We start from the raw sequence: 19,108 nt of genomic DNA, 5'->3' as shown, positions 1-19,108 counted from the left end.
ACCAATCCGCCTCAAACCATTTCATCTTCATTTTTGAGTCCACACCCTAGTGGATCGCGGCGGCCAGGGGAATTCGCCGAAGGGGGAACGGCTGCGTTCGTGCACCAGGGTACCGCCAAACGCAGTCGCTGCCGTCGATCACGGAAGTTCGTCTGCCTGCATGCTCACCGGCGCTTTCTGCCGGCGCTTGAAGATCATGTCCTTTGCGGCAATCACCGCCCCCAGCGTAATCGCCACACAGGCGATGCCAACGGCAGGTGTCAGCGCCCCGAAGCCAAAGGCAATCAGCAACAGGGTGGACAGGAGCGGCGCCGAATAGGCCGCTGCGCCCAGCACCTGGATGTCGCCATGCTTGACGCCGACATCCCAGGTGAAAAACGCAAGTCCCACCGGAAAGGCGGCAAGCGCCAGCACCGATGCCCATTCCAGCGACGATGCAGGCAGGATCGTTTCCTCCAGCGCCAGATGGCAGATACCCGAAAGGATTGCGGTCATCAGACAGAACCCTGCAACGGCTTCGGTCGGCACCGCACCCAGTCTGCGCGACAGCACGGAATAGCTGGACCAGAACAGACACGAGGCCACCGCCGCCCCATAACCGAGCATCGAGCCGGAGGAGAAACCGACACCTTCCCCGCCGGTGATCAGAAGCACTGCACCGGCCAGGCCCAGAACCGTTCCAATGACATGATGCAGACGCAGCCGTTCCCCCGGTAACAGGGCGGAAAACAGCACGATCAGGAGCGGCCAGGTGTAGTTGATCAGATTTGCTTCCACAGGCGGCGCGTTGCGGATGGCAGTGAAATAGAAAAAATGAAAGCCGAACAGGCCGAACGTGCCGAATGCCCAAACGCCAAGCGGCTGCCTGAGCAACCGGGTTCTGCCAGTCGCGATCAGCCAGATCAGCGCCATGATGCCGGAGAAGCCGAAACAGAGCGTGTTCAACAGGAACGGAGGCACATTTCCGGAACCGGCACCAAACAGGCCAAGGGTCGCCCACATCAGCACAGCTGTAAGTCCGATCAGCGTCGCCCTCAACTTTTGCTTGTCCGCCATTTCCTGTTCCCGTCTTTTCCGTGCATCGCTCATGGCACGAAATCGCCGCAAGCGAAAGGCCGCAGACCCCGGACAGGGCCTGCGTAGCCGACCGTCAGCAATGCCGCAGCCATTAATTGATCGAAGTCCTTGATCAGCGAACCCGTTTCGGGACATGGTGGGCCAAAGTCACACTCTTAATCGATTTGCTTTCCGGGGAAATCATGACGACAACGCAAATCAGGGCCCTTCGGCTGGATGATGCTCATAAGCTTGCGCCGCTTATTGCCGAAAATGCTCAGGCGCTGCGGCGCGGTGCACCGCGTCGTCCCGACGCCTATTACGCCGAACGCATTCTGTCGGACAAGACGGCCGAGGTTCTGGGAGCTTTCGAAGGCGACAAGCTGGTCGGCTTCGCAGTTTTCTTCGACCTGCCGGAACTCATTACGGGTCTCAGGATCGGCCAGATGGATGACATCTATGTCCATCCCGATCACCGCAACAAGGGCACCGGCCGCAAGATGATCGAAACCCTGGTCAGCGAAGGCCAGAACCGCGGATGGCTGCACTTGCGCTGGCTCGTACCGGGCAAGAATACACCTGCGGTTGCGCTCTACGAAAAGATCGCCGAACCCGATCATCGCAAGAGCTACCTGATCCCGATCGAGCGCATCGCCGGCGACTGACGGGGCTTCGCCTTCAGGCAGGTTTCAGTCCGCATACCGCTGTTCAGGGTGCGGACTGAGGCCATCAAGTGATCAGGATCCCGAGGGAAACAACGGCGGGATCTGGCCAAGCGGCAGAAAACCGATGCGAACCACGCCGCGGTCGACCGAGACCGGCAGCGTGATGGTCCGCACACCGTCGACTTCCTTGGCGGCAGGCTCCAGGCTCTTCACCACATTCTGCAGCAGTGAAAAAGTCTGGTCTTCAGGCGGGAACAAGGGCTTCACGCTGTCCAGAAGCGCGTCCGGATTGCCGAGGTTCAGCTCCAGTGATCCGCTCAAGGTGCCGTCACCCGAAAGCACAAGATTGCCGCTTGCCGTGGCCTTGCCAGCCCCGAGCAATATCTCGGTAAGCACCAGTTCGACCGGCAATTCTCCGCCCTGCGCCCGCACAAGCGAAACGAGGTCTGCCCCTGCAAGCAGGGCCGTGCCGCCTTCGATACGGGCATGGCTGCGCAGGGAAATCGTCTGCTGAAGTTCCGGCAGAGATTTGAGGCTGAGGTCCTGAACCGTGACGAAACTTTCCAGCGTCGCCGCGCTCTCGGGTTGCTTGCGCAGATGCACTTCGGACTTTTCAGCCGCAAACAGCCCCCGGGCGAGGGCGGTGTCGAACGCTGCTTCCGGTTTGTCGATCACCGCATCGAACGATCCGAGCGCATTGTCGCTGAACTTCACGCTGGCGCGGGCCGTCTGCCACGTCAGGCCACCCTCGAGGCCGTTCACCGGCACCGACATGGCCGCAGGCGACTTTGCCTCTAAGATCACGTGCCACGGATTATAGATCAAGGCGACGGCATTCAGCCCGCCGAGCGATGCGGCTGTTCCCCGACGGTCGGCCGAACGCATGTCCGCGCAGGAGACCTCATAGCGGAACGGATAGCCGGCAATGGCAAGATCCGCGCAGCTCACATCCAGGCCCTGGTCCGCCATGCGGACAATTTGCCGGTCGAGTTGTTCCCGCAGCACGGACTGCCCATAAAACCAGGCGGCCGACCAGCCAGCAATTACCAGAACGACAGTTCCTGCCAGCAGGATATACCCGCGTCTGGTTGGTTTCGGCGGCTTGGTCTTGATATCGGACACTGGGAGACACTCTCTTCTGGTTCGGGCGATTTCCGGACCGGTCACACTGCCGACAAGGGCCACCTGCAGGACAGGCGCTGCCGGAGTGCCATTGAAACGACCGGTGCAGCTTGCTATCTCCGCAGCTGCGGTAACACAAGACAGGTCGATATGAGCGATTTTTGGGTCTTTGGCTACGGTTCTTTGATGTGGAACCCAGGATTTGATCACCAGCGCGCCGAACCGGCGCTGCTGCGCGGTGCACATCGCTCGCTTTGCGTCTATTCCTGGGTACATCGGGGCACGCAGCAGAGACCAGGTCTCGTCTTCGGCCTCGACAACGGCGGCGCATGCCGGGGCATCGCCTATCAGGTCTCCGGGGATATCTGGCCGCAGGTGCTGGAATATCTGCGCGCCCGGGAACAGACGACGATGGTCTACAAGGAGCACCATCATCACGTCGAGCTCGACAGCGGCGAGAAGGTGGAAGCGCTGGTCTACATGGTCGATCACGGCCATGCCCAATATGCGGGTTCCTTGCCGCTTGAAGAGCAGCTGGAAATCGTAAGAGGCGCTGTCGGCAAGTCCGGCGCCAATCCGGACTATGTCATCAACACCGCCGCCCACCTCCAGGAAATGGGCATTCCCGATACGGGTCTTGCCTGGCTGGCCGAGCGCCTGAAAGCCTGAGCCAGGCTCAGGGACGGCAGTACAGGTCTTGCAGGATGCTAACGCTCAGGGAACACCCCACCAGCGCAATGTCTGCTCGCAATGATATTTCAAGGCTCGCACCGCAGCGGCCTCGTTCCCGGTTTCCAGCGCCTCGATGACCGCCAGATGCTCGTCCATCGCCGAGGCGATCCGATCGGCAAGAAACGGCCGCGCGTGCTGGATGACGGCGATCCGGATGCGGTTTGCGGCATAGGCAGCCGACAGCAGCGAATTTCCAAGTCCTTCACCAAGGTATGTGTGCAGGGACAGGTCCACCTCGATCGCCTTGGGTGGCAGGCTGGCCGCAGGCCCCGTCCGCACCTCGTCGCGCATGGTCTCGTGACGCCGGCGCAAGGCGTCGAGGCCCTCCAGATTTCCCTGTGATATCCGCCGGCGCGCACCTTCCTGGTCCAGCACCAGACGCACGTCCAGACATTCGCGAATGTTGTCCGGGCTAGCTTCCATCACCTGCAGGCCGCGTTTGGGCACTGTCGTCAGGAACCCCTGCGAGCTGGCGTATTTGACGGCTTCGCGCACGGGCGCGATCGGATAGTCCAGCTGGTCGACAAGCTGCGACATCGACAGGAACTGGCCGTTGCGCAGCGATCCGCTGCGCAAGGCTTCGACAAGCGCCTGAAAAGCCTTGTCGTTCAGCAATTCACTCTTGTTTGCGTCCTTCATTGCAGCTCCGTCGATCCGGTCCGGATGATCGCAGGTTGTCGCCACTGGCATTTCCAAGCAAAGCCGAAAGGACCTGCTTGAAATTCCGTATAGTCTGTTACCTAACATGCTTTGTAAAATGTTAGATGCAAGCACAAACTTTTTGCAATGCACAGCCAAGAGCTTCCTGCGTCCGGGAGAACGCAAGAAGACCTGCGAATGTCCGGAAAAACACCGAGGCCGCCGGGGATGCGGCCACATGGAGGAGACTATGGCGAATTTATCTGGCAAATCGGGTCCGCGAGACGGAGGCCTCTACAACGAGGACCTGGCGCCGATCCCGGCTTCGGAGCGCAAGTGGGGCGCCTTCGAAATCTTCAACGTCTGGAACAACGATATCCAGAGCCTGTTCGGCTACACGCTGGCCGCATCGCTGTTCATCACCTATGGCCTCAACGGCTGGATGGTTTTCGCGGCAATCGTGCTGGCCGGTTTCTTCGTCATGGTGCTGGTCAATCTCACCGGCCGCCCGTCGGTAAAGCACGGCGTGCCCTATCCGGTGATCGCACGCGCCTCGATGGGCGTCTACGGCGCCCGTTTCCCGGCGCTGGTACGCGGCATCGTCGCCATTTTCTGGTATGGCGTGCAGACCTACTTCGCCTCCACGGCGGTTGCCTTGCTGTTCAACACGCTGCTCGGCACTGAGGGCGGCGCGGAATTCCTCGGCATGACAACGGTCGGCTGGATTTCCTATCTCATCGTCTGCGTCTTCCAGGTTGCCCTGTTCATGAAAGGCATCGACTGGGTCGGCAAATTCCTGAACTGGGCAGGTCCGTTCGTCTACATCGTCATGATCGCGCTGTGCCTGGTGATCTGGTGGAAGGCCGGCAACGGCATCTTCTCGGCTCTCGGCACCATCTTCGAAGGCAGCGAAGCAACCGACCCGCGCGGTCCTGTTGCGGCCTTTGTCGCGGTGGTCGGCACGATGATCGCCTATTTCGCCGCCGTCGTGATCAACTTCGGCGACTTTTCCCGCTTCGTGTCGGATGAACGCGCCATGAAGCGCGGCAACTTCTGGGGCCTGCCGGTTTCCATGGCCTTCTTCTCCTTCATCGCCCTGTTCGTGACGGCAGGCACCGTGGTGCTGTTCGGAGAAAAACTGGTGAACCCTGCTGATATCGTCGACCGTGTCGACAACGTCCTGCTGACGCTGATCGCTGCCGTCACCTTCTTTGCGGCAACGGTCGGCATCAACCTGGTGGCAAACTTCATTCCGCCGGCCTATGACATTGCCAACCTCAACCCGGAAAAGATCTCGGCCAAGACCGGCGGCATCATCACCGCTGTCATTGCCTTCTTCATCGGCGCGCTATGGGTGTCGGTCATCTCGAACATCGGCATTGCCGCTTTCGTCGATACCCTTGGCGCCTTCCTGGCACCGCTCTACGGCATTCTGGTTGCGGACTACTACCTGGTTCGCAAGCAGAACATCGATGTCGAAGCGCTGTTTTCCTCCGATCCGGACGCCCGCTACCACTACAACAACGGCTGGAACATGAAGGCGATCTTTGCCTTTGCCATCGCCGCACTGTTCTCGGTGGCAACCGTTTGGGTTCCGGCCCTGTCGGAACTCTCCGGCTACGGCTGGGTCATCGGCGCGGTTCTGGGTGGTGTGCTGCATCTGGGCCTGATGCGCCTGCAGACGACCGAAGCCGGCAAGACAGCGCAATAAGGCAGCCTGAAGACAGGTCCAGGCGATGATATCGCCTGGACCCGTTCAAACTGAAAGACCGTCTCAACGCATTGGGGCGGTCTTTTTTTTTCAGACCGGCTGTGCCTTGCGGCGCGTGTCGACTTCTTCGAGCACCGGCGAGGGCTTGCGGGCCGTGCGGGCTTCCTCGATCAGCCGATCGCTGGCCGTCTCGATATCCGTGACCATTCTTTCGTAAAAGGCATTGGGCGCCAGGCCCGGCTCGATCGGCGGCAGAATCTCGACAATCACCGTGCCCGGATAGACCTTCCACGAGGCGCGAGGCCAATAGAGGCCGGCGTTGTGAGCTATCGGGACAACCGGACATTTCAGGTCGCGGTAGAGATGCGCGATACCGAACTTGTATTTCGGCTCTGCCCCGGCCGGCCGGCGGGTGCCTTCCGGAAAGATCAGGATCTGGCGCTTCTCGGCAATCGCCTCCTTTGCAGCCAGCATCATTGCCGCCAGCGCTTCTGACCGCTTGCCCCGGTTGATCGGGATCTGCTTGAACTTGGCTGTGTACCAGCCGAAAATCGGTATCCAGCGCAGTTCGCGCTTCAGGATGAAGGTCGGGCTTCTGAAGAGGGGGATCAGCGCCACTGTCTCCCAGGCGGACTGGTGCTTCATGGCGGCGATGAAACCGCCGTCAGGCAGGTTTTCACGTCCCCGGACTTCCACCTTGATGCCCGCAAAGACACGCATCAGCAGCTGCAACACCCGTGACCAGGTCGGCACCACCCACCAGCCCCAGCGCCGCGGCAGCAGCATGACTGGCGCGAACAGGATCATCAGCACGAACGTGACGAGATAGAACAGGATCTGGAAAAGGGTAGAGCGCAGAAAAACCATGGCACCATAAAGACTGGTCGTGGGTGAAGCCACCGCTCGGCCGTGGTCCGACAGCTGTCAGCGCACACCCTGCACGGTAATCCGAAGTCGGGCGAGGATATACTTCACATATTCGCGCATGAGAAGCCGCATCGTTGCCGGTTCCCTGTACCAGCTGTCCAGCTTCAAGTCCTTGGAAAAGACCGGATAGGCAATCAGGGCGACATTCGGCAGGGCGCCGGCAAGTTCCACCTTGGCACGCGGCAGGTGGTAGGCACTGGTCACGACCAGCAGGGACGAGAACCCGTTCTTCTTGACCCAGTTGGCTGTTTCCACCGCATTGCCGGCTGTATTGAGCGCGACCCGGTCAAGATCGACGCTGTTTTTTTCCAGCGGCATGCTGGACGCAGTAACGGCGGCAAGCTGTTCACGCGTGGTGCCGGGATGAACGCCCGAAATCAGCAACCGGTTGGCACGGCCTTCTTCCAGGAGACGGATTGCCTCGTTGACGCGGGCATGCCCGCCCGTCAGCACGACAATGGCATCCGCATTTGCGGCAGCCGGCACTCTGGCATTGGCAACCTTCTGCGCGAACATGGCAAACTGCCCGACGGTTCCCGCAACAAGAGCCGTGATGACGGCAACGAAAAGGATCCTGAGACCGAAGCGTTTCTTGCGCGCATCGCCGCTTGTGGCGTTCCTGCGCGCTGTGCCCTTGTCCTTTGAAACGGACACACGCCGATCGCCAACGACGGAAGAACCGTCGTCCAGAACGGGGTCTAACACTGTGTCAGCATGGGTCATGGCGCGACTATGATAAGTGATTCGGCCAATTTCACGGCATTGTGCGATAAAATCAATCCACTTTTGCCAAATGGGCCTTGACGGCAAGGCCAGAAGTCAGGGCTGTCAGGATCGCGACGAGGAACACCACACCGAATACACCGAGATAGCCGGGCAGGCTGACAGAGATGCCGCCGAAGAGAGCCGACATCTGGTCCGACCCTGCCTGGCCGGAGCTCTGCCGGGTCAGCATGTCAACCGTCAGAAAGGCCAGGATGGCCGCAACACCGCCGGAAACACCGCCCTTCAGGCCCAGCATCAGGAAGTGGCGCTGGAATTCACGAGCGATGAAACCGTCCTCCGCTCCAACGAAATGCAGAACGGAGACGACGTCCTTGTTGCCGGCCATGGCTGCCTGGGTCGCAAAGACGACGCTCAAGACCATCGAGCCGAGCACAAGCACCATGATCGCAAAGCCGCCCAGCACCACCGCGCCTGCCATGGCCGACAGACGAGACGTCCAGACGGAATGATCGTCGACGCTCGCGCCCGTCACGTTCTGCGAGACCATCGAGCGCAACTGCGACAGGTTCAGAAGTTCCGGATCCCCGACGGTGATCTGAATGAGCCGCGGCACCGGCAGGCCGTCAAGCTGAAGGCCTTCACCCAGCCAGGGCTCCAGCAATGACTTGGTTTCGGCATCGGACAGGGCCCGTACGGAATCGATGCCCGGAAACTCCTGCGCAAGTGCAACGGCCTTGTCGATCTCCCGCAGCATGTCGACGCCTTCGGCCGGGCGGATCTGAATGGTGATCTCACGCACCAGATCGTTCTGCCACGCATCGGCTGCGTCCCACACCACCGACACTGCACCGACCGTCAGACAGGCCAGAAAGCTCATGATGGCCACCACCAGCGTGAGAGCCCGCCCGGCGACTGCCTGTGGCGGAACGATCGCCGCGGAGGGGCGCAACTTGGCATCGTCCCCCTGGGGTGCTTCGTTCTTCGGCCTGGGGGCGGCCTTGCGCGCTGGCTTTCGGCCACGCTTCGGTCGTTCGGCTCGCTTGGGCGGGCGAACACTGGCGGCGCTTGCCTGTTTTTTGTCTGTGTCGTCGGACTGAGCCATCATGCCGCCTAATCGAAAATTGAGAGGCGCCCGTCGGCAAGCACCATGCGCCGGGCGTCCACCTGTTCCAGCAGCGCGATATCGTGGGTCGCGATGACGACAGAGGTGCCGAGTTTGTTCAATTCGATGAAAAGGCGCAACAGACGACGTGCAAGTGGCGGATCCACGTTACCGGTCGGCTCGTCCGCGAGCAGCACCTCCGGCCGGGTGATCAGCGCCCGCGCAATGGCCGCACGCTGCTTTTCCCCACCCGAAAGTACCGGCGGCAGCACATGCATGCGATCCCCAAGTCCGACCCATTTCAACAGATCAATCACATCGGAGCGGTATTCGGATTCGTCCTTTCCCACCACGCGCAGTGGCAGGGCCACATTTTCATAGGTTGTCAGATGGTCCAGCAGGCGAAAATCCTGAAACACCACGCCGATCTTGCGCCGGAGCTTTGGCAATTCCTGCTTGTCGATCACGCTCAGGTCGCGGTTGAAAACCTTTATCAGGCCTCGGGTCGGGCGCAGGGACATGAACAGGAGTCGGATCAGGCTGGTCTTGCCTGCCCCCGAGGGACCGGTCAGGAACTGAAACGACTGCGGCTCGATCTGAAAAGTCAGGTCGCGCAGGATTTCCGATCCCATTCCGTATCTCAATCCGACATTTTCGAAGCGGATCACAAAATTACTCCTGTTGATGGCCCGAACGCTATAGCCTGGCCGTTAACGGTGCATTAATCATATAAAGGTCCATTAAGGACCTGAAAGCCCGTCATAGGATTTGCTTGGCCCTTGTCCAATATTTCGTGCCGGATTTCGACCCCTCGGTTCCAAAGTGAACCGCTAGAGCATGCCATGGCGAAAGGTCTTCGCACATGAAGATCAAATGTCCGGACTGCAGTACGTCCTACGAGATTAAGGTAGAGGCGCTTGGCCCGGAAGGGCGTAGCGTCAAATGCGCCAAGTGCGGCAACCGCTGGTTCGTTTCGCCCGACGATGACGAAGAAGGCAATGTTGCGTTCAGCGCAAAGAACGACGACGAAATTGCACCTCCTTCCGTTGAAGAAGATCCCGCACAGGACGAAGCCGATTGGGCAGCCGACGCGGAAGAAGAAACGTTCGACGCCGAAGCGGATGACGACGACGACGAACCCGAAGCCGCCGTCGCTCCCGAACCCGCAGCCGCCCGTACGGCCAGCGACGAGGCAAAATTCGCTGCGGATCTGAAGGAAGACGCCAGGACCGGTGAGCCTGAAAACAAGGCCGACATCGAATCCATGGCCAAGCGGCCGAAGATCATCGTCAATCCGAACAAGTTCCGGCGGGACCAGATTGGTGCGATCCTCAACTGGATTCTGCGGCGAAATTTTCGGCGCATTGGCGGTGTTGCCCTGTTCGGCGTCGCGGTTGCGGCCTGTGTTTTGTTTGTCCTCATGCGAGACTCGCTCGTCAAACAGTCTCCTGACCTGGCAAGCCTGTTTCGGATGATCGGGTTTGAAGTCAATCTGCGCGGACTTGAATTCCGCAACCTGCGCACCTTCACCGAGGTCGAGGACGGCAAGAAGGTTCTCGTGGTCGAGGGCTCGATCCGCAACCTGCTTGATGAACTGAACTCGGTGCCCGCCGTGCGCCTCTCGATCCGCGGTGCAGACCTGCAGGAAGTTTATGCCTGGACTGTCGAGCCCAGAACAAAATCGCTAAACGCACTGGACGAAACCCGGTTCAGGACGATATTAGCCGACCCTCCGAAAACCGCGTCCGATATCCAGGTCCGGTTTGTTGAACGCGGCCAACGCCAGGTAGTTCTAGAGTGACCATGACATCAGATATCCATACTCTGTTCGATGAAGACGCCATTGCCCAACGTGTTGGCGCGCTCGCAGAGGAAATCGCCGAAGGCAAACCGCAAAATCTTTTGGTTGTCGCGGTTCTGAAAGGCAGCTTCATTTTTGCGGCCGACCTTGTGCGGGCAATGCACCGGGCAGGGCTGCAGCCGGAAATGGAGTTCATGCACCTGTCCTCTTATGGCGCCGGGACTGAAGGCTCCGACACCATCCGGATTTTGCGCGATGTTGAAAGTGACGTTAACGAGCGCGATATTATTTTAGTGGATGATATCCTGGAATCCGGTCGCACGCTCGCCTTCGCGCGGGAGCGGCTGCTGAACAGGGGCGCGCACTCGGTGAAGATCGCAGCTCTGCTGGATAAACCCGAGCGCCGTAAAGCTGCCATATCTGCCGATTATGTCGGTTTTGCCTGTCCTGATAAGTTTGTCGTCGGATATGGTATGGATATGGGCCACGCTTGGCGGCAGTTGCCCTATATTGGATACGTTGTCGCCCCGGACGACGGAGCGGCTGACGGCAACACAGGAGAGTGAGCATGGCTCGCATTCTTCTTACTGAAGACGATGAAGCTGTCCGCAGCTTCGTAAAGCGTGCCCTGGAGCTTGACGGTCATTCCGTTGAAGCGGCCGAGGATGGCGGCGAAGCCGTCGAGGTTCTGACCCGCGAGAAGGGCAGCTTCGACCTGCTGCTGTCCGACATCAAGATGCCCGTCATGGACGGCATTGCCCTGGCTCTGCATACGGCGCGCGACTATCCACGGCTGCCGATCCTCCTCATGACCGGCTTTGCCGACCAGCGTGAACGGGCCAATGGCCTGGAATCCCTGGTCCATGACGTGGTCACCAAGCCGTTTTCGCTCGCCGATATCCGAAAGGCCGTGCGCAACGCCATTTCCGGCGATCTGCCGAGCGAGACCCGCCGCTACGCGTAAGGCCTGCCGCCGCAATTCCGAAACCCAAGACCCCGCTTCGGCGGGGTTTTTGTTTGGGCTGATCACGCCGGTAGTCACCGTATTCCTTCAGAACACAGAGAATTGAGCAAGCGGCCCATCCTTCGAGACAGCGCTTCGCGCTTCCTCAGGATGAGGGTGATCTTGCGGCAAAGAGATATCCGAACGTGGCTGGGATCTCCGCGGGACTTACAAAAGGCCTCACCCCAAAAAGACAACCTCATCCTGAGGAGCGCACGTGTGCGCGTCTCAAAGGACGGGCCACAAACACAAACATAGCCGCCAAAAACAACTGACCCCGCCGAAGCGGGGTCATGAAACCTTGTCAGAAACGGGCCTAGTACCGCTTCAGGAGCCGTTCCAGATAATCGAGCTCCAGCTGCGGCCGGGAAGGATCGGAGAAGCGGCGGCGGAGCTCTTCCAGGATCCGGCGCGCCCGCTGAACATCGATTTCGTCAGGGATGCGCACCCGATTGTTAAAGTCCGGGCCCTCGGTGCGCCGCGGACGGCCAAGAGGGTCTTCGTCCATCGGCGACGCGCCGTTGGGCGATCCCGGGCCTTCGCCCTGACCCATCATCTGCTCCGTCAGGCCCTGCGCGCCGCGCCGAAGGGCATCCAGGGCATCGCCCTGCTCGCCGAGCGCCTGCTGACCCTGTCCATCCCCCAGGGACTGCTGAGCCTCGCCCATGGACTCGCCGGCTTCACCCAGCGCCTGGTTCTGACCCATGCCGTTCTGGCTAAGCTGGTCCATGAGTTCCTGCAGTTGCTGTGCCAGGTCACCCTGGCCCTCCTGAAGCTGCTGAAGCATCTGTTCCAGTTGCTCCTGGGTCAGCTGTTGTCCCTGGCCCTCTTGTTGCTGACCGGGTTGCTGCTGTTGACCGCGACGCTGCTGCTGCTGATCCTGGTTGAACTTGTGGGTTTCATCCATCAGCTGCTGTTGCCGCTGGATCATTTCACCCAGCTGGTTGAGCATCTCCATCATTTCGCTGGACATGCTGTTGGGCATCATCTGCGGCCGGCCTGCTTGCAGGTTTTCCAGCATCTGCTGCATCTGTGCCAGCAGCTCGCGCGCGGCATCACGGGATCCGGTACGCGCCAGTTCCTCGATCCGGTCCAGCATTTCGCTCAGGTCCTGTTCGCTGAGCGTCTGCTGGTTGCCGTCGAAAGGCTGCATGGCCTGCGGGTTCTGGCGCATCTGCTCGGCCAGTGCCTGCATGTATTCGTTCAGGGCTTCCCGCAGTTGCTGGGTCAGCTTGGCGATTTCCTCGTCGCTCGCCCCTTCTTCCAGCGCCTTGCGCAGGGCCTCCTGGGCATCACGCAGCTTGCGTTCGGCTGCGGAAAGGTCACCATCCTCGATCGACAGGGCCAGGTCCCACAAAAGCGGCAACAGGGCCTTGAGGTCTTCGTCGGTCCTCGCGTTCACCAGAGAGCCGTAGGCAAAGCGCATGCCCAGATAGTTGCGCGGCTTGAAGTCGAACATTTCCGGCGCCAGCATCAGGGCGTCGAACGCTATGATGACCTCGCTCTGGCTTTCGGCATCAAGCGCAAGATTACGGCGCTGTTCGACGACAGCGCGGGCCAGAGGCTTGCCGAAGCGTCTCTGGGGCAGCGTGATGCGGTACGCGGGCGATTGCCCTTCCTGACCGGCCTGGTCACGTGCCAGCAGCGACAGATTGACTTCAGAACCGGCCCAGGGATGCGACGTCAGGTCCCGGATGGTTTCCGCCGTCTTGGCTGTGCCGGCGCGCGGCGGCAGTGAAAGCGGGAACTGGGGTGCCTCCACAAGCGGGCGCGGAGCCCGATTGTTGTTGTCCGGATCAGGCAGGGGCGCAATGCGAGCTTCAGCGGCTACAACGCCATAGTCGTCATTCACAAGATAGGAAAACTTGAGCGCACCGCTGAGCTGTTCTTCAGGATCGTCCGTCAACCGGATGTCCGGTGCATCGTCCGGCTTCACCGCGAAGACGTAGCTCAGCATCGGCTCTTCGCCGTTGAGCAGTTCGACGATACCGGTGGTTTCCAGCTCGAGCCGGCGTTCAACCGGCAAAAGCGTTTTCAGATCCGGATCTTCCGTTTCTGTCCCAAGTTCAGGTTCGATCACCTGAGGCTCGGTGTCTTCCGCACGGGCGTAGGTCATCTTGAGATCACGTGCGCCTTGCGTGCGGACCACAAGTATCGACCCTTCCGGCACGGAGATCGGCGCACCCGGGTCGCGCAACTGGGCGCTTTCGCCCGTCAGGTAAATCGGTGGCTCGCTGGTATAAAGCGGCGGCGTGACCCAGGCATCGAGACGGCTGGGCGGTTCCACTGTCTTGAACGGGTTCTGAAAGGCCGAGACCAGCCGGCCGAAATGATCGCCACTGGCTGTCGAAAACCCGATCAGAAGCACACTGGCGGCCAGGACACGAAGCGCCCAGGGATCGCGTCGGAAGGCCTGCGGATCCGGCGCTTTCGAACGGATCGCGGCGACTGCTTCGGCTGTGCGGCGCTGATGCAGGGCCCAGATCGCCTGGCTTTCGCGATCGCTCGCACCGACCGACAATTCGTCTTCAAGCGTTGTCAGGGGACGGTGGGTACGGCCTGAGGATTTCTCGACCCGGGAGAGCGCATCCTCGCGCGTCGGCCAGGCAAGGTGGAAGAGATCCCGCGCCGCCCAAAAGGTGGCGGCAGCGAATACCAGAAGCCCCAGCGGGCCTGCCCAGGCAGGAAGAACCAGCCACAGACCAAGCCAGGACACCCCGACAAACAGGCCGAGTACCACCAGCACCGGAAGCAAAGCACGCCACAGGCGTTCGATGAACAAGGCACGGCGACTTTGGCGCACCAGGCTGTCCAGCCGGGATCGGATCAAGGCCCTCCAGCCGTAGGTCTCGGAAGAAATCTGCCGTTCTTGATCGGGATCGCTGTCGCTCGGGCTCAATGGTACCTCCGGTTTTGCCCCCCGAACTGCCCGTTTCTCCGGAAACGCAGCCCGCTGGACCTGCCCACCATACAATAAGGTGAGGCATAGCGGGCTGTCCGGCAACCTGTCGGTTCAACTAATTGTCAGCCGATCTGTTCACGAACCCTTGAGCCAGTCCGGAATCCGGTCCAGACCGAGCAGGTCTTCGTAGCTGGTCCGGGGCCGGATAACGGCAAATTGGTCTGCATTTACGAGCACTTCAGGCACCAGAAGCCGCGAATTGTAGGTGCAGGACTGGACTGCGCCATAGGCGCCGGCCGAATAGACCGCCAGCATTTCCCCGGCTTCTACCCTGGGCATATCCCGGTTCTGGGCCAGAAAATCACCGGTTTCGCACACCGGACCGACGATATCGGCCTTGATTCGGTCTGTTTCTTTCCCCGGTTCGCGCACCGGGCGAACCTCGTGGTAGGCCTCGTAAAGCGTCGGACGGATCAGGTCGTTCATGGCGGCATCGACAATGACGAAATTCTTGTCGGCGCCTTCCTTCACATAGACGACTTCGGTGACCAGGATGCCGGCGTTGCCGGCAATCATGCGGCCCGGCTCGAACATGACCATGCAGTCCAGTTCGCGCACATGCTTCTTGACCACCTGGGCATAAGCGTCCGGATGCGGCGGCGGATTGTTATCGGTGATATAGGGGATGCCCAGTCCGCCACCGAGATCGACATGGTCGATCGTGTGGCCTTGCGAGCGCAGATCCGTGATCAGTTCGCCCAGCCGTGCAAATGCGTTGTCGAAAGGCTCCAGCTCCGTGATCTGCGAGCCGATGTGCATGTCGATGCCGGTGACCTTGATACCGGGCAGAGCCGCTGCCTCGGCATAAACGTCACGTGCACGCTGCCAGGGAATACCAAACTTGTTCTCGGCCTTGCCGGTCGCAATCTTGGCATGGGTCTTGGCATCGACGTCCGGGTTGATGCGCATGGACACCCGTGCGGTCTTGCCCATTGCAGTGGCAACCCGTGACAGCTGGCGCAACTCGGGCTCGGACTCCACGTTGAAGCACAAGATGTCTTCCTGAAGCGCGTAGGCTTGTTCGGCCTCGGTCTTGCCGACCCCGGAAAAGACGATCTTCGACGCGGGAACGCCCGCAGCCCGTGCACGGCGCAATTCGCCTTCCGACACAACGTCCATGCCGGCGCCCAACTGTGCAAGCGTCTTCAGGACCGCCTGGTTGGAGTTTGCCTTCATCGCATAGCAGACCAGCGACGGGATATCGCTGAATGCGGCGGCAAACACCTGGTAGTGACGGGTGAGCGTTGCCGTGGAATAGCAGTAGAACGGCGTGCCGACTTCACGCGCGATCGTCTCGATCGCCACGTCTTCGGCAAACAGCTCGCCATTCTTGTAATCGAAGTGATGCAAGGGACGGCCCTCATGCGGCTGGATCAGGTTCAGGGCCGGTCGGTGTTACCAGACCGTGCGGAAGCTGATCGGCATTGAAACGATGGAGCGTATCGGTTGCCTCGGCAGAGCCGGCTTGCTCCGATGCGCAGCCGGCTCTGCCGCTGCGCGCATGGTTTATCGGATCATGAAATCCAGGAAAAAAGGCTTGTCGCTTTGCGGCGCTTCCGGCTGAACCGGTGCTGCCACAGCGGGATCAACCGCGGCGTCCGCCTGCTGCACAGGCGCTCCCGGGTTTTCCAGCCCGCCCTTGCGGCCACACCCTGCCAGGGTCACGCTCAGGCAAAGACCGACCAGAGCCAGGGTTTTGAACCGCATTGTCATCACCATCATGCCTTTTTGGATCGACTGCCCCGGGTCCGGGCGGACACGGGAGTTCTTACAAAGTCACATACCGGTCCTTCTCCTCGCATGACACGGCGCGTTCGGCAAGACCAGTTCGCGCCGTGTGTTGCGGGGAATGCCGACCTTCAATGGGCCATCAGGCCTTGGCCAGCTCTTTCAGCCAGCGGCGTGCCTGCTTGCGTACGTTTACCGGCGACGTGCCGCCATAGCTGGTTCGGCTGCGTACGGATTTGTCGACGGACAGCACCTGGAAGATCTCGTTGGTGATCTTCGGCTCCACCGCCTGCATCTCTTCCAGCGAAACCTTGTGCAGTTCGATGCCCTTCTCGACGGCAATCGCCACGATGCGCCCGGTCACGTGGTGGGCGTCGCGGAACGGCAGACCGAGAACGCGAACCAGCCAGTCGGCGAGGTCCGTTGCAGTCGAATAGCCAGAGCCTGCGGCCTTCTTCAGCGCCTTGGTGACAGGCTCCAGATCGCGGATCATGCCGGTCATGGCCGCAAGAGCCAGAGAAACGCTGGCCAGGCCGTCGAAAGCCTGCTCCTTGTCTTCCTGCATATCCTTGGAATAGGCGAGCGGCAGCCCCTTCATCATCACCAGAAGCGCTTGCAGGGAACCGTAGATGCGGCCCGACTTGGCACGCACCAGTTCCGCCGCATCCGGGTTCTTCTTCTGCGGCATGATCGACGAACCGGTCGAAAACTTGTCCGACAGTTTCACGAAGCCGAACTGCGCCGAACACCAGATGACGATTTCCTCGGCAAGGCGCGACAGATGCATGGCTGTGAGAGATGCCGTCGCCAGCGCCTCGATGACGAAATCACGGTCGGAAACGGCATCGAGCGAATTGGCAGACGGACGGTCGAAACCGAGCGCCTTGGCGGTCATGTGCCGGTCGATCGGGAAGGACGTGCCGGCTAGCGCCGCAGCACCAAGCGGGCACTCATTCATGCGCTTGCGCGCATCGCGCACACGGCCCCGGTCGCGGCCGAACATTTCGACGTAGGCCAGCATGTGGTGTCCGAAGGTCACCGGCTGGGCCGACTGCAGGTGCGTGAACCCGGGCATGACGTCGGCAGCATGGGTTTCCGCCTTTTCCGCCAGGGCCTGCATCAGCTCACCCAGCTGGTCGTCGAGCGTATCGAGCGTGTCGCGCACCCACAGGCGGAAATCGGTCGCCACCTGGTCATTGCGCGAGCGCGCCGTGTGCAGGCGTCCGGCAGCCGGGCCGATCAGCTCGGCAAGGCGCGCCTCGATGTTCATGTGGATGTCTTCAAGCGCGCGGGAAAACTTGAATTTGCCGCTTTCGATCTCTGACAGGATTGTGTCTAGACCTTGAACGATCTTGTCGGCATCGTCCCGCGTCACAATGTCTTTTTCCGCGAGCATGCGCACATGGGCTTTCGAGCCGTCGATGTCCTGCTTATATAGCTTCCGGTCGAAGTCGATGGAGGCGTTGATCTCCTCCATGATGGCGTCCGGTCCCTCAGCGAACCGGCCTCCCCACATGCGATTGCTCATGTCCTGTCCCTTAGAAGGCGCCCCCTTGCGGGGTGTGAACGAATGACAAAGCCAACCGAACCAGCGAAAACCAACAGACGCGGCATTGTTGCCGCCGGGCTTGCGGGTGCAGTGGCCGCCGTAGCGGCTCTATACGTGATCGCTGGACCGAATGGCAACATCGCCGGTGCGCAAAGCTGTTCGGCTGCGCTCGATTTTGCGGCGGCGGCCAAGCCTTTCGCCACTGGAGAAGTGGCCGCCTTCCTTCCGGCAAGCGCGCCGCTGGACCTTCAGCACCTGACCTTCAAGGGGCCTGACGACCAGCAGATGGCGCTGTCGGACTTCGGCGGCAAGACAGTGCTCCTCAATCTCTGGGCAACATGGTGCGCCCCGTGCCGCAAGGAAATGCCGGCGCTGGACGAACTGCAGGCGGAGATGGGAGACGACAATTTCGAGGTGGTTGCGGTCAATCTCGACCGGGGCGGACCGGAAAAGCCGAAAGACTTTTTGAACGAGATCGGCGTCGGCAATCTCGCCTTTTATCAGGACAGCTCGAACGATCTTCTGAAGGACTTGCGCAAGGTTGCGCGGGCAACCGGTTTGCCGACAACCATTCTGGTTAGCCCGAAGGGCTGCGAGATCGGCACCATGTACGGCCCCGCCGAATGGGCCTCCGGCGAGGCCAAGGCGCTTATTAAAAACGCAATGGCGGCCCCGGACGCCTGACGTCCGGCTGCCGCCAGAAATATCAAGATCATCAGCCCTTTCGAAGCCGGTGGAGGTGACCCTCCGCCGGATCAGACGCTGATGTCGACCGCGTTGCCCAGACCTGGAATGCGGCGCGACTCGCGCCGGTCTTCTTCCTGGGTTGCCTGGGCCTGTTCCAGCCGCTCGGCGACCTGGCGTTCCTGCTGGTTCTGGTCCCTTACCGCATTGGCAGCAAGTTCGCTGCGAACACTTGCAGCGCTGTAGGCGGCCGAGGAAGAGGAACTGTCGATAGCACTCGGCATGATGGGTTACTCCTTCGCCGTGGTGATGAGGCTTGTCCGCAGCCGTTAGTCACCCGTCATCCTTGCAATCGGGCGCTCCGGCTTTTGTTCGTTCGTCTTGCGCTTCCAGTCGGCTTGTCCGGATGATGCGTCACATCAGGCCAGGATGTTGACCTGTAGTCCGACACCATCTTCCAGCCGACGCGTTTCCGCGCGATTTTCCAGTTGCTCAGCTTGCCGGCTCAGGAATTCTGCCCGGTTCGTGCTGAAACTCGCCTGGCGTTGCGCGATCACGGCTGCAGCTTCGGAGCGTTTGGTCTTGAACGCTTCTGCTTGTTCTGCAACCTGGCCCGCACGCGTGTTGGCCTGGTTCGGCTGATACGCCTGGGATGCTCCATATCCTATTGCTTCAGGCATGGTCGTTCCAATCCTTGGATA

Annotated in this window: 20 protein-coding genes; 7 read left to right on the top strand and 13 right to left on the bottom strand. The window is 60.7% G+C overall.

What is annotated here, in order from left to right; genetic code table 11:
* Positions 1 to 138 precede the first annotated feature (138 nt).
* Positions 139 to 1,056 carry an aromatic amino acid exporter YddG gene (gene yddG, locus ACYQ6M_RS23950; RefSeq protein ID WP_296599792.1) on the bottom strand — a complete coding sequence of 306 codons (918 nt, stop codon included), beginning with the start codon at positions 1,054 to 1,056 and terminating at the stop codon, positions 139 to 141.
* 203 nt (positions 1,057 to 1,259) lie between these two features.
* Here yddG and ACYQ6M_RS23945 point away from each other — a divergent pair, with 203 nt between their 5' ends.
* Positions 1,260 to 1,721 carry an N-acetyltransferase family protein gene (locus ACYQ6M_RS23945; protein WP_460075997.1) on the top strand — a complete coding sequence of 154 codons (462 nt, stop codon included), beginning with the start codon at positions 1,260 to 1,262 and terminating at the stop codon, positions 1,719 to 1,721.
* A gap of 72 nt (positions 1,722 to 1,793) precedes the next feature.
* Here the strand turns inward: ACYQ6M_RS23945 and ACYQ6M_RS23940 are convergent, their stop codons facing one another.
* Complete coding sequence (locus ACYQ6M_RS23940; protein ID WP_460075995.1) at positions 1,794 to 2,843, bottom strand: DUF2125 domain-containing protein; 1,050 nt, start codon at positions 2,841 to 2,843, stop codon at positions 1,794 to 1,796.
* 150 nt (positions 2,844 to 2,993) lie between these two features.
* On the opposite strand from ACYQ6M_RS23940, the gene ACYQ6M_RS23935 reads away from it, so the two are divergent.
* Positions 2,994 to 3,512, top strand: a complete 519-nt coding sequence (locus ACYQ6M_RS23935; RefSeq protein ID WP_023002540.1) for a gamma-glutamylcyclotransferase — start codon at positions 2,994 to 2,996, stop codon at positions 3,510 to 3,512.
* Positions 3,513 to 3,557: 45 nt separating this feature from the next.
* Here ACYQ6M_RS23935 and ACYQ6M_RS23930 read toward each other — a convergent pair whose 3' ends face one another.
* Positions 3,558 to 4,265, bottom strand: a complete 708-nt coding sequence (locus ACYQ6M_RS23930) for a GntR family transcriptional regulator (RefSeq protein ID WP_460075993.1) — start codon at positions 4,263 to 4,265, stop codon at positions 3,558 to 3,560.
* Positions 4,266 to 4,464: 199 nt separating this feature from the next.
* Between ACYQ6M_RS23930 and ACYQ6M_RS23925 the strand changes: the two genes are divergently transcribed.
* Positions 4,465 to 5,925 (top strand): NCS1 family nucleobase:cation symporter-1, encoded by a 1,461-nt coding sequence (locus ACYQ6M_RS23925; protein ID WP_088665215.1) that lies wholly within the window; start codon positions 4,465 to 4,467, stop codon positions 5,923 to 5,925.
* Between the two features lie 90 nt (positions 5,926 to 6,015).
* Here ACYQ6M_RS23925 and ACYQ6M_RS23920 read toward each other — a convergent pair whose 3' ends face one another.
* From ACYQ6M_RS23920 to ftsE, 4 genes are read right to left on the bottom strand one after another with little or no spacing between them, the layout of a single operon-like run.
* Positions 6,016 to 6,792 (bottom strand): lysophospholipid acyltransferase family protein, encoded by a 777-nt coding sequence (locus tag ACYQ6M_RS23920; protein WP_152507514.1) that lies wholly within the window; start codon positions 6,790 to 6,792, stop codon positions 6,016 to 6,018.
* Between the two features lie 57 nt (positions 6,793 to 6,849).
* Positions 6,850 to 7,575, bottom strand: coding sequence for a YdcF family protein (locus ACYQ6M_RS23915; protein ID WP_075282716.1), 726 nt, complete (start codon positions 7,573 to 7,575; stop codon positions 6,850 to 6,852).
* Positions 7,576 to 7,627: 52 nt separating this feature from the next.
* The gene (locus ACYQ6M_RS23910) at positions 7,628 to 8,680 is read right to left on the bottom strand and encodes a cell division protein FtsX (RefSeq protein ID WP_031270020.1); all 1,053 of its coding nucleotides are present in this window, start codon (positions 8,678 to 8,680) and stop codon (positions 7,628 to 7,630) included.
* 8 nt (positions 8,681 to 8,688) lie between these two features.
* Positions 8,689 to 9,348, bottom strand: a complete 660-nt coding sequence (gene ftsE / locus ACYQ6M_RS23905; RefSeq protein WP_031270017.1) for a cell division ATP-binding protein FtsE — start codon at positions 9,346 to 9,348, stop codon at positions 8,689 to 8,691.
* A gap of 194 nt (positions 9,349 to 9,542) precedes the next feature.
* Here ftsE and ACYQ6M_RS23900 point away from each other — a divergent pair, with 194 nt between their 5' ends.
* The 3 genes from ACYQ6M_RS23900 to ACYQ6M_RS23890 are packed head-to-tail and all read left to right on the top strand — an operon-like array spanning position 9,543 to position 11,445.
* Complete coding sequence (locus ACYQ6M_RS23900; protein WP_460075990.1) at positions 9,543 to 10,481, top strand: zinc-ribbon domain-containing protein; 939 nt, start codon at positions 9,543 to 9,545, stop codon at positions 10,479 to 10,481.
* 2 nt (positions 10,482 to 10,483) lie between these two features.
* The gene (gene hpt, locus ACYQ6M_RS23895) at positions 10,484 to 11,047 is read left to right on the top strand and encodes a hypoxanthine phosphoribosyltransferase (protein ID WP_035907880.1); all 564 of its coding nucleotides are present in this window, start codon (positions 10,484 to 10,486) and stop codon (positions 11,045 to 11,047) included.
* A gap of 2 nt (positions 11,048 to 11,049) precedes the next feature.
* Positions 11,050 to 11,445, top strand: coding sequence for a response regulator (locus ACYQ6M_RS23890; RefSeq protein WP_023002531.1), 396 nt, complete (start codon positions 11,050 to 11,052; stop codon positions 11,443 to 11,445).
* Positions 11,446 to 11,800: 355 nt separating this feature from the next.
* Here the strand turns inward: ACYQ6M_RS23890 and ACYQ6M_RS23885 are convergent, their stop codons facing one another.
* The 4 genes from ACYQ6M_RS23885 to argH all read right to left on the bottom strand — a co-directional run bounded on the left by ACYQ6M_RS23885 (position 11,801) and on the right by argH (position 17,702).
* On the bottom strand, positions 11,801 to 14,383 hold the full coding sequence (locus ACYQ6M_RS23885; protein WP_460075988.1) for a TIGR02302 family protein: 2,583 nt from the start codon (positions 14,381 to 14,383) through the stop codon (positions 11,801 to 11,803).
* 138 nt (positions 14,384 to 14,521) lie between these two features.
* Positions 14,522 to 15,796: a diaminopimelate decarboxylase gene (lysA, locus tag ACYQ6M_RS23880; protein WP_077291392.1), complete on the bottom strand. Its 1,275-nt coding sequence runs from the start codon at positions 15,794 to 15,796 to the stop codon at positions 14,522 to 14,524.
* Positions 15,797 to 15,952: 156 nt separating this feature from the next.
* Positions 15,953 to 16,153, bottom strand: a complete 201-nt coding sequence (gene lptM, locus ACYQ6M_RS23875) for an LPS translocon maturation chaperone LptM (RefSeq protein WP_145903830.1) — start codon at positions 16,151 to 16,153, stop codon at positions 15,953 to 15,955.
* Between the two features lie 163 nt (positions 16,154 to 16,316).
* Entirely contained in the window at positions 16,317 to 17,702 is a 1,386-nt protein-coding gene (argH, locus tag ACYQ6M_RS23870) for an argininosuccinate lyase (protein WP_023002527.1), read from the bottom strand.
* 42 nt (positions 17,703 to 17,744) lie between these two features.
* On the opposite strand from argH, the gene tlpA reads away from it, so the two are divergent.
* Positions 17,745 to 18,407: a thiol:disulfide interchange protein TlpA gene (gene tlpA, locus ACYQ6M_RS23865; RefSeq protein ID WP_023002526.1), complete on the top strand. Its 663-nt coding sequence runs from the start codon at positions 17,745 to 17,747 to the stop codon at positions 18,405 to 18,407.
* A gap of 71 nt (positions 18,408 to 18,478) precedes the next feature.
* On the opposite strand, the gene ACYQ6M_RS23860 is transcribed toward tlpA, so the two are convergent.
* Both ACYQ6M_RS23860 and ACYQ6M_RS23855 read right to left on the bottom strand, forming a co-directional pair.
* On the bottom strand, positions 18,479 to 18,691 hold the full coding sequence (locus tag ACYQ6M_RS23860; protein WP_055660176.1) for a hypothetical protein: 213 nt from the start codon (positions 18,689 to 18,691) through the stop codon (positions 18,479 to 18,481).
* A 135-nt stretch (positions 18,692 to 18,826) separates the two neighbouring features.
* Complete coding sequence (locus ACYQ6M_RS23855) at positions 18,827 to 19,087, bottom strand: hypothetical protein (protein WP_023002524.1); 261 nt, start codon at positions 19,085 to 19,087, stop codon at positions 18,827 to 18,829.
* Positions 19,088 to 19,108 lie beyond the last annotated feature (21 nt).

Source organism: Roseibium sp. ROS1 (genome assembly GCF_054658215.1).
Note: the sequence above shows the minus strand (reverse complement) of the source record. Positions and strands in the feature narration are given on the sequence as shown.

Bases quoted from the DNA above. Each gene is read 5' to 3' on its own strand.
- yddG (WP_296599792.1), bottom strand. From the start codon at position 1,056: ATGGCGGACAAGCAAAAGTTGAGGGCGACGCTGATCGGACTTACAGCT.
- ACYQ6M_RS23945 (WP_460075997.1), top strand. From the start codon at position 1,260: ATGACGACAACGCAAATCAGGGCCCTTCGGCTGGATGATGCTCATAAG.
- ACYQ6M_RS23935 (WP_023002540.1), top strand. From the start codon at position 2,994: ATGAGCGATTTTTGGGTCTTTGGCTACGGTTCTTTGATGTGGAACCCA.
- ACYQ6M_RS23930 (WP_460075993.1), bottom strand. From the start codon at position 4,265: ATGCCAGTGGCGACAACCTGCGATCATCCGGACCGGATCGACGGAGCT.
- ACYQ6M_RS23925 (WP_088665215.1), top strand. From the start codon at position 4,465: ATGGCGAATTTATCTGGCAAATCGGGTCCGCGAGACGGAGGCCTCTAC.
- ACYQ6M_RS23920 (WP_152507514.1), bottom strand. From the start codon at position 6,792: ATGGTTTTTCTGCGCTCTACCCTTTTCCAGATCCTGTTCTATCTCGTC.
- ACYQ6M_RS23915 (WP_075282716.1), bottom strand. From the start codon at position 7,575: ATGACCCATGCTGACACAGTGTTAGACCCCGTTCTGGACGACGGTTCT.
- ACYQ6M_RS23910 (WP_031270020.1), bottom strand. From the start codon at position 8,680: ATGGCTCAGTCCGACGACACAGACAAAAAACAGGCAAGCGCCGCCAGT.
- ACYQ6M_RS23900 (WP_460075990.1), top strand. From the start codon at position 9,543: ATGAAGATCAAATGTCCGGACTGCAGTACGTCCTACGAGATTAAGGTA.
- hpt (WP_035907880.1), top strand. From the start codon at position 10,484: ATGACATCAGATATCCATACTCTGTTCGATGAAGACGCCATTGCCCAA.
- ACYQ6M_RS23890 (WP_023002531.1), top strand. From the start codon at position 11,050: ATGGCTCGCATTCTTCTTACTGAAGACGATGAAGCTGTCCGCAGCTTC.
- lptM (WP_145903830.1), bottom strand. From the start codon at position 16,153: ATGCGGTTCAAAACCCTGGCTCTGGTCGGTCTTTGCCTGAGCGTGACC.
- argH (WP_023002527.1), bottom strand. From the start codon at position 17,702: ATGAGCAATCGCATGTGGGGAGGCCGGTTCGCTGAGGGACCGGACGCC.
- tlpA (WP_023002526.1), top strand. From the start codon at position 17,745: ATGACAAAGCCAACCGAACCAGCGAAAACCAACAGACGCGGCATTGTT.
- ACYQ6M_RS23860 (WP_055660176.1), bottom strand. From the start codon at position 18,691: ATGCCGAGTGCTATCGACAGTTCCTCTTCCTCGGCCGCCTACAGCGCT.
- ACYQ6M_RS23855 (WP_023002524.1), bottom strand. From the start codon at position 19,087: ATGCCTGAAGCAATAGGATATGGAGCATCCCAGGCGTATCAGCCGAAC.